Origin of the sequence: Rhizobium oryzicola, assembly GCF_030504645.1 — a bacterium.
GTDB classification, from domain to species: Bacteria; Pseudomonadota; Alphaproteobacteria; order Rhizobiales; family Rhizobiaceae; genus Neorhizobium; species Neorhizobium oryzicola.
This window is the reverse complement of the sequence record NZ_JAUKWQ010000004.1, coordinates 419,365-434,278: the sequence shown is the minus strand read 5'-3', so window position 1 is coordinate 434,278 and position 14,914 is coordinate 419,365. Positions and strand designations below refer to the sequence as shown.

The 14,914-nt window shown below is 58.4% G+C and carries 13 protein-coding genes; 5 read left to right on the top strand and 8 right to left on the bottom strand.

The genetic code is table 11. The features are described 5' to 3' along the window. Positions 1-26 precede the first annotated feature (26 nt). A complete protein-coding gene (locus tag Q2T52_RS15470) occupies positions 27-1,394 on the top strand; it encodes a mandelate racemase/muconate lactonizing enzyme family protein (RefSeq protein ID WP_302077675.1) in 1,368 nt (455 codons plus the stop codon). Positions 1,395-1,405: 11 nt separating this feature from the next. Beyond that, positions 1,406-2,605 (top strand): mandelate racemase/muconate lactonizing enzyme family protein, encoded by a 1,200-nt coding sequence (locus tag Q2T52_RS15465; RefSeq protein ID WP_302077674.1) that lies wholly within the window; start codon positions 1,406-1,408, stop codon positions 2,603-2,605. 26 nt (positions 2,606-2,631) lie between these two features. On the opposite strand, the gene Q2T52_RS15460 is transcribed toward Q2T52_RS15465, so the two are convergent. After that, positions 2,632-3,618 (bottom strand): aldo/keto reductase, encoded by a 987-nt coding sequence (locus Q2T52_RS15460; protein ID WP_302077673.1) that lies wholly within the window; start codon positions 3,616-3,618, stop codon positions 2,632-2,634. A 437-nt stretch (positions 3,619-4,055) separates the two neighbouring features. On the opposite strand from Q2T52_RS15460, the gene Q2T52_RS15455 reads away from it, so the two are divergent. The 3 genes from Q2T52_RS15455 (at position 4,056) to Q2T52_RS15445 (ending at position 6,969) form a co-directional block, all read left to right on the top strand. After that, on the top strand, positions 4,056-4,739 hold the full coding sequence (locus Q2T52_RS15455; RefSeq protein ID WP_302077672.1) for a GntR family transcriptional regulator: 684 nt from the start codon (positions 4,056-4,058) through the stop codon (positions 4,737-4,739). Between the two features lie 525 nt (positions 4,740-5,264). Then, a complete protein-coding gene (locus Q2T52_RS15450; protein ID WP_302077671.1) occupies positions 5,265-6,536 on the top strand; it encodes a cytochrome P450 in 1,272 nt (423 codons plus the stop codon). Between the two features lie 109 nt (positions 6,537-6,645). Next, positions 6,646-6,969, top strand: a complete 324-nt coding sequence (locus Q2T52_RS15445; RefSeq protein ID WP_302077670.1) for a 2Fe-2S iron-sulfur cluster-binding protein — start codon at positions 6,646-6,648, stop codon at positions 6,967-6,969. A 118-nt stretch (positions 6,970-7,087) separates the two neighbouring features. Here the strand turns inward: Q2T52_RS15445 and Q2T52_RS15440 are convergent, their stop codons facing one another. From Q2T52_RS15440 to Q2T52_RS15410, 7 genes are all read right to left on the bottom strand, one after another. Further along, positions 7,088-8,293, bottom strand: coding sequence for an NAD(P)/FAD-dependent oxidoreductase (locus Q2T52_RS15440; RefSeq protein WP_302077669.1), 1,206 nt, complete (start codon positions 8,291-8,293; stop codon positions 7,088-7,090). A 23-nt stretch (positions 8,294-8,316) separates the two neighbouring features. Continuing rightward, complete coding sequence (locus Q2T52_RS15435) at positions 8,317-8,964, bottom strand: NAD(P)-dependent oxidoreductase (RefSeq protein ID WP_302077668.1); 648 nt, start codon at positions 8,962-8,964, stop codon at positions 8,317-8,319. Positions 8,965-9,009: 45 nt separating this feature from the next. Further along, on the bottom strand, positions 9,010-9,900 hold the full coding sequence (locus Q2T52_RS15430) for a VOC family protein (protein WP_302077667.1): 891 nt from the start codon (positions 9,898-9,900) through the stop codon (positions 9,010-9,012). 30 nt (positions 9,901-9,930) lie between these two features. Further along, positions 9,931-10,803, bottom strand: coding sequence for a fumarylacetoacetate hydrolase family protein (locus Q2T52_RS15425; protein WP_302077666.1), 873 nt, complete (start codon positions 10,801-10,803; stop codon positions 9,931-9,933). A gap of 32 nt (positions 10,804-10,835) precedes the next feature. Beyond that, a complete protein-coding gene (locus tag Q2T52_RS15420) occupies positions 10,836-12,086 on the bottom strand; it encodes a thiolase family protein (RefSeq protein WP_302077665.1) in 1,251 nt (416 codons plus the stop codon). Beyond that, on the bottom strand, positions 12,086-13,603 hold the full coding sequence (locus Q2T52_RS15415; protein WP_302077664.1) for a class I adenylate-forming enzyme family protein: 1,518 nt from the start codon (positions 13,601-13,603) through the stop codon (positions 12,086-12,088). The genes Q2T52_RS15420 and Q2T52_RS15415 overlap by 1 nt, the downstream gene beginning before the upstream one ends. A gap of 99 nt (positions 13,604-13,702) precedes the next feature. Further along, entirely contained in the window at positions 13,703-14,905 is a 1,203-nt protein-coding gene (locus Q2T52_RS15410; protein ID WP_302077663.1) for an FAD-dependent monooxygenase, read from the bottom strand. Positions 14,906-14,914 lie beyond the last annotated feature (9 nt).

The following is a 14,914-nucleotide window of genomic DNA, read 5'->3' as shown; positions in this document are numbered from 1 at the left end:
ACTTATCAACCAAACGAGGATAGATCATGGCAGACGCAGCCGGAGCCGGAGCCGACGAAGCGCTCAATCGGGTCAACACGCATTCCAAGCCATCCGATCTTCGTATCACCGATATGCGGGTTGCCGAAATCGTCGGTGCGCCGTTCACGTCGGCGCTCCTCAAGATATACACCAACCAGGGCATTGTTGGCCTCGGCGAAGTGCGTGATGGCGCCAGTGCCACCTATGCGCTGATGCTGAAAAGCCGGTTGCTCGGGGAAAATCCGTGCGACATCGACCGTCTGTTTCGCCGCATCAAGCAGTTTGGCGGGCACGGTCGACAGGGCGGCGGCGTCTCGGCCGTCGAGATCGCGTTATGGGATCTTGCCGGCAAGGCTTACGGCGTCCCCGTCTACCAGATGCTGGGCGGTCGTTTCAGGGATAAGGTGCGTGTCTATTGCGATACGGATGCCACAGTCCCGAGCGGGACTGAAACCGGCAAGCGCCTGAAGGAGCGCATGGATCTCGGCTTCACCTTCCTGAAGATGGATCTGGGGCTGATGCAAATCGCGGAGGTCCCGGGCGCTGTGGTGTCGCCCGCAGGCTCGCTGGAAGGCTATCGTCGCGATCCCAGTCGCGGCCCGTTGAAGACGATGGAGGAGCGGCGCCTGCGCAACGCGGCCTACGACCTGCACAACGTCGCTCATCCTTTCACCGGCCTCCACTTTTCCGACAAGGGATTGGACTTCCTGGAGCAATATATCGCCGAGGTTCGCGAGGTCATCGGCATGGCGGTTCCGTTGGCCATCGACCACATTGGCCATATCTCCGTGCAGAACGGCATTCGACTTGCCAGGCGCATTGAAAAATACGTGCCGGCCTGGCTCGAGGATGTGATCCCCTGGCAATATACCGATCAGTATCGACAGCTGCAGGACGCGACCACGGTGCCGATCTGCACCGGCGAGGACATCTATCTGAAGGAAGGCTTCGAGCCTCTGCTGAAGAGCCGTGGCCTCTCCGTCATCCATCCGGACCTTTTGACCAGTGGCGGCATTCTCGAAACCAAGAAGATCGGTGACATGGCGCAGGATCACGGTGTCGCCATGGCCATTCACATGGCAGAAAGTCCTATCGCGGCGATGGCCGCGGCCCATGTCGCAACCGCAACAGAAAACTTCATGGCGCTCGAATACCACTCCGTCGATGTCGACTGGTGGGACGACATCGTCACCGGACCTCCGAAGCCGATCGTGAAAGATGGGTTTATCACTGTGACGGACAAGCCAGGCCTGGGGATCGACGATGTCGTTGACGAGGTGATTGCGCAACATCTGCAGCCGGGGGTCACCGGCATTTGGCAACCGACCGATCACTGGAATGATGAATATTCCTGGGACCGCACCTGGAGCTGAGGCAAAAGAACATGAAAATCACCGATCTCCGTTGTGCCGTCATCGGCAGACATCCCATCGTCCGGATCGTCACCGACGAGGGTCTATATGGACTGGGCGAAGTCGAATTTACCAAGACCTATCTCAAGCCTTGGGTGCTGCATTTCCGCGAAGCGCTGATCGGTGAAGATCCGACCGATGTCGAGAGGGTGATGCTGAAGATTCGCCAGCGTGGCTCTTTCAAACCCTATGGCGCCGCCGTCAGCGCTATCGAGCATGCGCTTTGGGACATAGCCGGCAAGGCCGCGGGCGTGCCCGTCTACAAACTGCTGGGCGGCAAGGTGCGCGATAAGGTGCGCGTCTACAATGGTTCGATCCGCCAGAAACGCACGGGCGACCGGCCGGAGGATTATGCCGCCGACGTCAAATGGATGATGGAGCAGCCCCAGAACTTCTTCATGGTCAAGCAGGGCATCTCGTTCCACTCCAACATGAAGGACACGATCGAGGACTTCCACTACGGCGTGACACAGAAGAAGGCTGGCTATCACGGCGCCATGGACCAGGGCGTGATCAGCGAGCGCGGTTTCAACCACATGCTCGACTGCGTCATCGCGATGAAGGAAGTGCTGGGCGACAAAGTGAGCCTGGCGCTCGATTGCGGGCCGGGCTGGATGCTGCCCGATGCCATCAAGTTCGCGCGCGCCGTGGAGAAGTACAATTTGATGTGGCTTGAGGACATGCTGACTGGGGACTATGTTCCCTGGGTCAATCCGCAGGCCTATCGGGAGCTGACAACCTCCACCTCGACGCCGATCCACACCGGCGAGCAGATCTACCTGCGGCACAACTTCAAGGAACTGATCGAGACCCAGGCGGTGCGCGTCATCGGCCCCGACCCGGCCGACATCGGCGGCATTGCCGAACTCAAATGGGTCGCCGAGCACGCCTACATGCACTCGATCCTGATGGCACCGCACGGGACAGCCAATGGCTTGCTGGGCCTCGGTGCGCTGATCAATGTCTGCGCCACCTTGCCGGCCAACTACGTGGCCTTCGAGTATCCAAGTGCGTCTGATCCCTGGTGGGAAGATCTGGTCATCGGCCTGCCGTCGCAGATCGTCAAGGACAGCATGGTGGACCTTTTGGAAGCGCCCGGTCTTGGCCTCGACATCGACGCAGAAGCCGCCAAAAAATATCTGAAGGAAGAGGATGCCGGCTTCTTCGATTGAAGGTCAGGCCGACAGGCTCTGCCAATTCATTTTGTATTGAGCTGCCGAGATGGAGCGGAATAGCGCTCGCCATGCGGTGTGATTTTCGAAAACATCTCGTCGATTTGCGCAAGGTCCTGTTCATCGAAATCAATGGATACGGCAGCCAGATTCTCCTCAAGTCTGTGCAGCTTGGTCGTGCCTGGGATTGGCACGATCCATGGCTTGCGGGCCAGCAGCCATGCGATCGCTACCTGCGCGGCTGTGACACCCTTCTGTTGCGCGATTGAGAGGATTGCGTCGACAATCGGCTGATTGGCCGCGCGATTTTCCGCTGAAAGATAAGGATTGGTTTTACGCTGATCATTCTCGCTGTCGAAACTGGTGCTTTCCCCCATGGTGCCCGAGAGAAAGCCACGCCCGAGCGGGCTGTAGGAGACGAAGCCGATGCCAAGCTCTTCGACTGTCGAAAGAGCGCCTTGTTCCGGCTGCCGCCACCAGAGAGAATATTCGCTCTGCAGCGCCGCCACAGGCTGTACCGCATGAGCCAGCCGGATCGACTGGTCGTCAGCCTCCGACAGACCGAAATGCAGAACCTTGCCGGCGTCGATCAAGCTCTTGACGGTTCCCGCCACATCCGCCATCGGCACGTCAGGATCGACGCGGTGCTGGTAGAGCAGGTCTATTCTATCGGATTTCAGCCTCACCAAGGCAGCATCGACCATTCGACGGATGCTCTCCGGCCGACTGTCGAGCCCGGTGCTCGGACGGCCGTCCCGAAAGCCGAACTTTGTCGCGATGACAACATGATCCCGAACCGGGGCAAGCGCCTCTCCGACGATTTCCTCGTTGGTGAAAGGACCGTAGATCTCGGCGGTATCAAAAAAGGTAACGCCGCGCTCAACGGCTGCACGCAGCAAGGCGATTGCATCCTCCTTGCGCAAAGCGGGTCCCCGATGGTGGTTCAATCCCATGCAACCGAAGCCCAGAGCCGAGACTTCCGGACCATGTTGTCCAAGCTTGCGCTTGCGCATCTTTCCCTCCTCAGACGGGTTGGTGGTTAGCACCATCAGATCAAGTAAGGACTACGGGATGCTGCACGTGGCCTTAAGACAAGTGTGGGCAGCCTCGATAGTTGTAGAGACTAGCATCTTGAACACGTTGAATTATATTTCTCACCGCGGCAATGACAATATCTTCAGAACTGCGATCCATATATGCCTCCTTCAACTTGCTTCACATAAATACTAAAATCTTAGAGTGTTGCAAAAAGGCCAATAAGGTTTGTCTCATCCACGGCTGCTCAGGATGGAATGCCAAGATCGGTGGACAAACTGGACCGTGGGTCGCATGGCAGGGATTGAAGTGGAAAACCGTGCCCGGGATGCGCTAAGAAGAACCGCCTCGAATTGCAAATCAGGCACGACAAGAGTTATACTAGTGTTTTAGAAGGCGAGCTGCGGGTTAGGTAATGCTGCGACGAGAAAAGACGGGCCTGGGCGTTCAAGTATATCAGCACGTAAGGCAGATGCTTCTGGACGGAACGCTCCCCGTGGACAGCATGGTTCCAATCGACGCGATCGCAAGTGATCTCGGCGTCAGCCGTCAGCCGGTCATGGATTCTGTGCGGCGATTGGCGCTTGAAGGTTTCATCAGCATCATTCCGCAGGTGGGCAGCTACCCTCGCCAGTATAGTGTTCAGGAGATGGTCGACTTCTATCGGCTGTTCGCTGAGGCGGAATGTGTCTGCGTCGCGCTTGCCTGCGAGCGTGCCGAGCCCGCTCATATCAGGCAACTTAAATCCATTTCGTCGGAAATCGCCCAGCTGGTGAAGAAGCCCCCGAGCGGAAGCGAACTGGCGCGGGAGTATCGCAGGCTGAACCAGAGATTTCATTCTGAAATCCACAGCATGATCAGATCTGCCCCGCTTGCGGACTCCACCGAAATCATGGGCGACCTCGGCGACTTCATGGTTGCTACGGCGAAGGCACCTATTTTCATGGAACGTCTCAAGATCGCTCACAAGGAGCATCAGGAGTTGATCGCTGCGATCGAGGCCCGCGACGCGACGCGTGCGACCACAGTCATGAGGCAGCATGTTCTGGCGGTTGCCGAGCGAATTGCCAAGGTGGGCGGGCAGCAGCCCGTCAAATGATCAGGCCAAACGAAACGGACCTGGGCTACAGCGTTAATCGGCGAAGCAAAGAAGCGACCGGGAATCCTGCGACTTATTCTGGCTCGGAAAATACTTTCGGGCGGGCTCAAAGGCTCGTTTCCGTGGGATGAGATGCTGAAAGGCACTATGTTCCGCCCCCTGATTGAACCGACCCCATCCGAGGTTTCAGGAAGACCAAGGTGCGTGCATCTGCGCGCGCAAAACACATAACTCCATCGCAAAATCCAGCCGCGCCATGGGAGTTTAGACGCGCCCGCATCTTTGGTTTCTTCAGTGGCTGGTCCGTCACAAAATCTCTCCCCCTAACCTCGCATCGCACGACGAAAGGCGTCGATGTGAAGCAGCTTCAACACGTTGACCGAACAAAAATACTAGAATATATACGAGATGTAGGCGTCGCGGTTTCTCGGTATGAGCCGTGGACAAACCGGGCTGACATGCCGCTCTTTCAGATCGGTGAACTCGGTCAACAGAAGGCAGAGCCAGGTCTTTCGGGAGGTAGACATGACTTCGACAACCATTCTCAGCAAAATCCCCGCCGGATGCCCCATGCATCAGGCCGGAGAGCGTTTTCAGCCCTTCGAACACAAAGGCATGACGGACTTCTATGCGTCCGTGCGACCTGAGGTGCCGATCTTCTACGCCCCGAGCATCGACTGCTGGGTCGTGACCCGGCGGGAAGATGCGCTGGCGGTCCTGCGGGATCACGAACGCTTCTCGGCCTCGAACGCCACGGCACCGATCGTACCCTGGCCCGAGGAAATGCATCAATTCCTGCGGGATCAGCATTTCACCAATGAGAGCGTACAGGTTGCCTGCGACCCCCCCAGGCATACGCGCGGTCGCAACGCGGCGATGACATTTCTAAACATGAAGAAGTTTCAGAACTACGAGGCCGATGTCAGAGCTCTTGCCCGCTCATATATCAACGAAATCAGCAATAGCGGCAAAGACATCGTCGATCTTGTGGAATCCTTCACCTACGAATACCCCGCAAAGGTGGCCTTTCTTCTCCTCGGCGAAAAGCAACTTGACGCACGCAAGCTGAAACAGTGGGCCGATCTGCGCATCAAGCTGATCTTTGGTACGCTTACCCATGAACAGCAAATGGAGGCAGCGCGCGATCTGGCCGACTTCTGGCATTTTGCCAGTGCATTGGTCGAGCAGCGCAAGAAAAAACCCGGTGACGATTACCCTAGCGCATTGCTCGCCGCACGCGCCGGCGACGATTCCATTCTCACAGAAAACGAGGTCAAGAGCCTCGTGTTCGGGCTGCTTCTTGCAGCGCATGAGACAACAACGAACGCCGCCGGAAATCTGCTTTTCGAACTACTCAAGCGACCGATAACCTGGCAAGCGATCGTCGAAGATCAATCCCTGATCCCAAACGCGGTCGAGGAAGGCCTGCGATACGCGACATCGACCATTGCCTGGCGTCGTCGAGCCAAAGTGGATGTGGAGATTGCGGGAGTCCAGCTTCCTCGGGGATCACAGATCCTGCTTTCGCTAACTTCCGCGAACCGTGATGAGAAGCAGTTTGCCGATGGAGAGATTTTCGACATTGGACGCAGCAATGCCCGATCCCACATCGCGTTCGGAAACGGCATTCATCACTGCCTGGGCGCACCGCTGGCGCGGATGGAATTGCGCATCTTGCTTGAGGAGTTAACCACCGCTTTCCCGAAGATGCGGCTAGAGGACGAGGAGTCGATCAGCTTTCTCCCGACCTTGTCGTTCCGCGGGCCAGATCGTCTACCGGTTCGGCTAAACAGATGAGATGAGAGTACATCGCTGAAAGTAAAACCGCCCGGCTGATCATTCCGTCGGGCAGATGCATCCTATCCATTACCCTTCCGCGCCTATCTGTGGAAGCACAGGACATTTCATGCCAAAACTCACCTTCATATCCTCCTCCGGAGATCGACACGAAATCGCCGCGTCTAATGGCGCGTCCGTCATGGAATGCGCCGTAGAACATGGCATCGAAGGCATTGTTGCCGAATGCGGTGGATCCATGTCATGCGGCACCTGCCACATCTATCTTGATCAGGAAGCTTACGAGCGTCTGGGCATCCCAGCCACAGCTGAAAACGATCTGCTCGACTTCGTGAATGCGCCTCGTCGCCCGACCAGCCGCCTCAGCTGCCAAATCAAGGTGGACGAACATCTTGACGGCGCGGTCATTTCAGTTCCGCAAAGCCAATACTAGTTTGCCAGCAAAAGGTAGAAACCGGTTTCGCGACCAAAAGGAATAGCAGACACAGCCTCCGTCGGACTCTGGCGCCCGACAGAGGCATTCAGTGCCGCCGCTCTCCTATCTCCGCTCATCATATATCAATGAGCATGCGCAGGACCTGCGGGCCCTGCCTGATTTGCTCTGCGGTCGGTTTTGCCGAAGCAGCCAGCAGCCTGCGCGCGAGCACGTGCTCGGCCGGATTGTTGATGGTCTCGACTGCCACGAGATCTGCACCACGCAGATGATAGACAGCGAGGCGGCCCGGTTCGTCGCGCACGATCCGTTCGGTGGAACCGGACGACAATCCGGCGATCTGCAATTTTGCAGGCCCTATGTCTGACCAGAACCACGGGATTGACTGATAGGGTTCTACTCGCGAAGTAGCGATACATCTGGCGACGTGACGAGCCTGGTCAGTGGCGTTCTGGACGCTCTCAATCCTCAATCGTGTTCCGTTTTCGCGAGACATCACATTTGCGACGTCGCCGATCGCCCACACGCCGGGCGATGTTGTCCGTAGAGCGGGATCGACCAAAATGCCATTGTCAGTGGCGAGAGACGGGGAATGCGCGAGCCTCACCTCCGCGTCCGCACCGATGCCGACCACGACGAGATCGGAGGTAACTCTGCCGCGATTGGTCTCAATCCCGATGACGCGACCTTCTCTGCAATCCACATTGATGATTTGAGTGTTGCTTAGGATCTCGACATTCATTTCTTCGAGAACAGCCTCAACCGCCGCAGAGATTTCTGCAGCGGCCACGCGCTTGAGCACGCGATCGGCGGCTTCCAGCACGACAACGTCCCGCCCGGTTGATCGAAGCGACGCAGCAAGCTCGAGACCAATGAATCCTCCGCCAACGATCACGACGCGGCGGGTCTCCATCATCGCCGCTCGCAGCGCATAAGCATCCGCCAGTGATCGCAGGGAAAATACGTTGCTGGCCTTGGGCCAGGCTGCGAAACTGCGGTTGCGCGATCCGGTCGCAAGAACCATGTGCTCATAGGAGAGACGCTGTCCGCTCTCCAACGCGACCTTGCGACCGACAATATCGACATGCGATGCGCGCCCGGCAATTCTCTCGATCTCGCGATCATCATAGGCGGAAGCGGGACGAAGCGGCATTGGTCTCGCGTCGCTCTGCTTGAGAAACGTCTTCGATAGCGGCGGTTTGTGATAAGGAAGCTCGCCTTCCGCGTCGATCAGGGTGATGGCCCCATCATAACCCTCATCGCGCAAGCTGATGGCGAGTTGGCTTCCGCCGTGGCCGGCACCGATGATGACGACACCGCTCATGAACGCCTCCCTGCGCAATCCGCTCAATACACGAACTGGATATGAGCACGATGTCGGCTCGGTCTTTCAATCTCGGCCGCAACGGCAGCGGCAAAATCTTCGCCGCCAATGGCCGATTTTCCTTCCGGGTCAAAAAGCGCCACCTCGTCACCCACACGATAGGTGCCCCGACGCTCGCCCGGGGCGAAGGCACCAAAGACGCGACCAGGGCTCATATAAAGCCAGTCAAGATCGCCTGGCGCCTCGGAAAGCAGGCATTCTAGTACGTCTGCTGTTTCTCGTGCTGCGACGGCAAACTCCGGCGCAACTGTGCCTGTATCTATAAATCTTTCGGCATCGGGGTTGGGACGAAGCGCCGTGAAGCCGCCTACAACCAGCAAACGGGCCTTAGCCTGCGTCGCCAAACCTATGACGCCGCGATAAGCTCTGACCATTGCGCCCGCGAGCTCGCCGCGCGGGGAGAGCGCACCGATAACAACATCGGCGCCCTGCAAAAGGGGTCTGACGGCCTCGATGTCGGTGATGTTCCCATGCCGATAATCAACGCCTGGTACAGGTTCTGCCGAGCTTGAACGGCTGAAGGAGGTGACATGATGGCCGCGGGCAACAGCCTCGCGCGCGATGTGTCGACCTGCATAACCGGTTCCACCGATAACAACTATTCTAGCCACCTTGCCATTCCTCCCGGTCATATGTTTGTGGTGCGCGACACCGCATCAGGGTTCGAGCGCGAAAGGTATGCCGGCTGCCCGGTATTCCGGCCCCTCCAGCGGTCCCCAGAGGTTGCGCACCCTGCTTTCCGGGCCGAGGGACCATGTGCGGGGCACATAGATGTCGTCGGAATCGATGCGCTCCATCTCGATCGAGTTCTCGACCACGCAGCCGTTCGGATCGGCATAATAGGTGAAGATATTGTCACCAGCCCCATGGCGCCCTGGTCCCCACAGCATCGCGCGACCCTTGAGTGCAAGCGTGTCCGCGATCGTCGCGAGATCCTCGAAGCAGCGAACGTCGAATCCGTAATGGTGAAGTTTCGCTTCGCCGGTGCCGATGGCAATCGTGTGATGGAAGCCGTCGGCAGCCCTGAACCATTGCAACTCGTCATGCGTGGTGCGATCGGAAAGCTTCATCCCGAAAACGGTCTCGCAAAAGACGCCAAACCCCTTCGCGTCCGTAACGCGAATATTGACATGCTCCAGACGAACAGGATGCGCGCCGTGTTCCCCATATCGGGCGGTTTGGTCACGCGGTACGGGCGTATGCACTTCGAATATCGGCCCCTGCGGCGTGACAAAACGCACGGCCTTGTCGACATGGGGGAAATAAGACCGGTCGGACAGAATTTCACAGCCGTTATTGATCGCCCGCCGCCTCACTTCATCAACCGCGCCTGCATCAATGGCTTCCAGGCCAAGCGCGAGAACCGCCTTGCGATTGCTTCTGAAATAGCCGACCTCATGCTTGCGGGTGTTGCTCGACAGGGTAACCAGATCGGGCGTCCGATCTACGATACGAGGACCGGAAATCTCGGCGAGATCCTGCGCCGAGCCTTCGGGATCGGGCGTGGCGAGCGCAATGTGGCCCATCTGGCGAATAAGGTAGCTCACGATGAATCTCCTCCCTGCTGCAGATCTGGATCAGATGGCAAAATCTGCGGGTTCTTTGATGATCCCGTTCCTCAGGACGCCGATCCCGGAAATCTCGATCTCGACCGTGTCGCCCGCCTTCATCCAGAGCGGCGGCTTGTGGAATGCACCGACGCCACCGGTCGTCCCGGTGATGATCACGTCGCCCGGCTCGAGCGTGATGAAGCTGGAGCAATAGGAGACCAGTTCCGGCACGTTGAAGATGAGATCATCGAGCGTAGCGTTCTGCACCTCCTCGCCGTTCAGCCGCGTTTTTAACGTCTGCGCGGAGATATCCGGCAGTTCATCCGTGGTGACCAGCCACGGTCCGAAAGCGCCGGTCTTGGGGAAGTTCTTGCCCGGCGCAAATTGCTGAGAGTGGCGCTGCCAGTCGCGGACGCTGCCGTCATTGTAACAGGAATAGCCGGCAACGCGTTGCATGGCCTGCTCCGGCGTCACATAGCGACTGCGCTTGCCGATAATGACCGCAAGCTCGCCTTCATAGTCGAATTGCTCCGACACTTTCGGGCACAGCATATCCTCATTCGCCCCGACTTGCGTCTCGGCAAAACGGGTGAAAATCATCGGCTTTGTTGGCGTCTCGCGACCAGTTTCCTTGATGTGGCTGGCATAATTGACACCAACGCAAAGGATCTTCGAGGGGTCTGTGATGACAGGCAGCAGGCGCACTTCGCTCCATGCGACGGATGGCTGCTCATGTGCGCGGGATCCGGCATACTCAAGCCCGGACGGATCGGCAAGCAGCGCCCGAAGCGAGGCATAACGATCGCCGAGATCAATGATACCGGTCGGTTTGGCCGCATCTCCCGTCACGAGACCGCAGCTCTCGCGACCACTCTTTTCAAGGTAGCTGATCAGTTTCATTGGCGTTTCAATCCTCTCAAATCCCTATTGTGTCACTTGCCGCCCAGAATGGTGACGACGGTTGCGGCTTCCTCGAAGCCCAGAAAGCCACCGCCGTTCTCCGCGATCGCCCATCGTGCATTCGGCACCTGCCGCGCTCCGGCCTCACCGCGCAATTGAGTGACGAGTTCGTGAACCTGAATGACGCCGGTGGCCCCGATCGGGTGCCCCTTGGAGAGCAGACCGCCCGAAGGGTTGACGGGAATGCGCCCGCCGAGCCGGGTGGCTCCCTCTTCTGTCAACCGCCCACCTTCGCCCCGCGGAGCAAATCCGAGGTTCTCTACCTGCAGGATTTCGGCAAAAGCCGTGGCATCATGCACCTCCGCCAGCGACATGTCCGAGGGGCCGACGCCAGCCTGTTCATAGGCTTTCATGGCTGCCCGCCGTCCCAGATGATTGTCGAAGTCATCGGCCATACGCGGACTGGAGGATGTCAGCGCACAGGCCGCGATAGGAATGGCGCGTCTCGTCTCGAAACGATGAAGCGCGCGTCCGGTGCACAGAACCAACGCTCCCGCGCCGTCGCTGATCGGCGCACACATCGCCCGCGTGAAAGGCCATGACACTGACTTATCGGCCAGAACTTCCTCGATCGTCATGTCGAAGCGGTATTGAGCATCCGGGTTCAGCGTCGAATTGTGGTGGTTCTTGGCGGCTACGGCCGCGATCTGGCGCTGTGTTGTGCCAAAGCTTGCCATGTGGTGGCGGGCAAAGGCCGCGTAAATGTCCATGAACACACTGCGTTCGGCCGCAGGCTGAACATCATCCGGAATGGGCGTTCCGTGGGCCAGAGCCAGCAATTGCTCAAGTTGCTGATCGAATTGCTGGACGTCGGTGCTCCCCTTGAAGGCGGCAAACATGCCTTGGCGATTGTCCGGGAAAAACATCTTCTCCGCCCCGACAACCAGCGCCACTTCGCCGAATCCCGCCTTGAGATACGCCATCGCATTGAGCAAGGCGGTGCTACCGCTGGCACAGGCATTTTCGACATTTGTCACGGGAATGCCAGCAATACCGCTGGAGCGCAGAGCTACCTCGCCACGAATGCCATTTTGCCCCTCAAGAAGAGCCTGACGTGTATTGGAAAACCAAGCCGCCTCGATAGCGGTCGGGTCTGTGAGGCCTGCGTCGGCAAGCGCCTTCCCCAACGCAATGGCCGACAATTGTCGAACCGATCGATCCGGCTGTTTTCCAAGAGACGTTATGCCGGAGCCGACAATATAGACTTGTTCCGCTTGCGACATCATGCGCCCTCACTCTCAAGGGCTTCGACCGCACTCAGGACGTCGCGGCGTGTCACCTTTCCCACCGGGTTGGTAGGCATTTCGCTGAGGAAATGGATGGCTTTTGGCGACCGGACCGGCCCGACCTGCTCTCTGGCGAAGGCGATCAGTTCGGCTGGCGTGATAAGACTGTTTTCCGCACAAACGACTGCGGCTTCGACGCGCTCACCCCAATAGTCGTCCTCGCGCGCAATCACCGTCACGTGACGCACGTCGGGATGCCGGGCAATCGCCGCCTCTACATCCGCCGGGTACACATTGAAACCGCCGGAGATGATGACGTCGCGCGAGCGCCCTTTCAGGGTGAGATATCCCCGTTCATCGAACGAGCCGAGGTCGCCTGTGTGCAGCCAGCCATTCACGATGGTTGATGCAGTCAAGTCGGGCCTGTTCAGATAGCCCCGCATGACGAGGTCCCCTTTCACCACAACTTCACCTGTCTCGCCGACCGGCAGAAAATCGCCTCCCGGTCCCATGATCTGTACATCGTTGTAGGGACAGGGCCGGCCGACCGATCCGATGTTTTGCGCGTCGCACAACTCGCTTGCCGTGATCGCCGTGATCATGGTCGGCGCTTCGGTCTGGCCATAGATGGCCGCCAGGCAGGGACCGAATACTTCTTGCGCTTGCCGGACCTTGGAGGATGGCATCGGCGCGGCCCCGTAGATCAGGTGGCGAAGCGCCGGAAATTGCATCCCATTCTCGATCGCGTGATCCATCAGCGAATAGATCAACGTCGGAGGCATGAAGCTCGCGGTGATCCGTTGTTCAATCATCACATCGGATATGCGCGGCGCCTTGGCTCCATCCAGAAGGACGATGCATCCTCCGACAGCCAAAACCGGCAAGATGAATGTGCCCGCGCCGTGGGTGAGGGGAGCGACCGTCAGCATGCGCTCATCCTGACCAAATCCGAAGACTGTCAGCATGCTCGCAATGCAGTTCATGAAGGCCCGATAGGGCTGCATCACGCCCTTTGGACTCCCTGTCGTGCCACCGGTAAACTTGATCGCCATGATCCCTTCATCGGGGTTCAAGACCTCGGTCGGATGGCAGCCGGCATGTCGCCCGCATAGGGCTGCGATGCCGTCTCTGTCCTGTGCTCCACCAGCCGCTAGGACCAAAGGCAATTCAAGCTTCTCAAACAGCGGCAGGAACTCGTGATCCGTTACGACGAGCGAAAGTTCGGACGCGAACGCAATGCCCTCAAGCTCCTCGCGCGAATTGCGGGGGTTGAGCGGAACCCAGGTGTGTCCCGAGGCAAAGATTCCCAGCATGGCGACGACGTGCTGCCAGTTATTGTGCGCACAGAGCCCAATGCGCGCCTGTGGCTCAGGCAGCGTCTTCTGAAGATAGTCCGCGAAGGCATCGACATGCCGGGCAAGTTCCATATAGGTAAGCGATAGCTCACCATCTACGAGCGCCACGCCTTGCGCGTTTATCCTGAGCCCGCGTTGGAGCATCTTGATCGGTATCATTTCATTCCCGCTAAATTCGGCTAGCTGACATTCTTATATTCTAGAATCTAAGAATGTCAATCACGGCTACCGGGCATGCGACAGACGACTTTCTTCGTTTCAGATGTCGGCAGCGCGAAGGACCTCGCGGACATCGTAAACGTAAAGCCACTCGCCCTTGTGAAGCGTCGCCTTCGGGTTGCGATGTTGCCGGATTTTGAACTTCAGGTTCCGTATGAAGCGCTGGACGGGAGACTTAAGATGATTTTCGGTCGCGCGCATGCGTGATCCGATCTGGGCTCGGGCCGTCCGTGGCAGACGCAGCCTCTCATACAGGGACAACCGATCCGCGATCGTTCGATGATCCTGCGACAGCAGCAGTCCGAGCATCAGGCCGTCTTCAAGCGCCATGGCGGCACCCTGACCGAGAAATGGAAGCATGGGATGAGCGGCATCGCCGAGAAGCGTGACCCTCCCCTCCGACCATCGGGCAAGCGGAGGCCGATCAAACAATCCCCACTTGAAGCAGGTGTCGGCCTGCGCGAACATGCTCCGAAGGTGAGTGTTCCAGCCGTCAAAGGCATGAACCATCTCTTCCCTATCGGCTTTGAGAGCCCAGGACTCTGCGGTCCATTGAGCGGTCTCGCGAACGGCAACGACGTTTACCAACTGCCCGCGACGCACATAGTAATGAACCACATGCCCCCCAGGCCCCAGCCAGTTTGTCACGGCGGGCTCTATCGCATGCGACAGCGCCTCGATCGGCAGTGTGAAACGCCATGCGACATTGCCCGTGAACTCCGGCTCATCCTTGCCATACAGGCTCTCGCGAACGGCGGACTTGATACCATCCGCACCAATAACCACGTCGGCCTCAACCTCTTCCCCATTGTCGAGATGAACGACTGCGGACCCTTCGCTCTGGGTGACTGACACGCAACGAGATTGAAAGCGAACCTCACATTTCGGCAGGGCAGCCGCCAAAATTTCATGGAGATCGGCGCGGTGGACGCTGAGATGCGGGGCACCAAAACTTGTCTCGTATTCGGAACGGATATCGGCGCAGAAAAGTGTTCGTCCGCTTCTCCAGTCACGGAAAACATGGCGTTCTGGCTGAAAGGCGCAACGTCGCAACGGCTCTTCCAGTCCAAGCTCTCTCAGGACCTTAAAGGCATTGGGGGACATGTTGATGCCCGCCCCGACCTCGCCGAAGCGAGACCCCTGCTCGAGGATCACAATCTCAGCATCTCCCCGCAGGGCCTGAGCGACCGCAAGGCCTCCCAGGCCGCCGCCGACAATTGCGACGCGCAATCGTCTGCTCATGATTTCCGC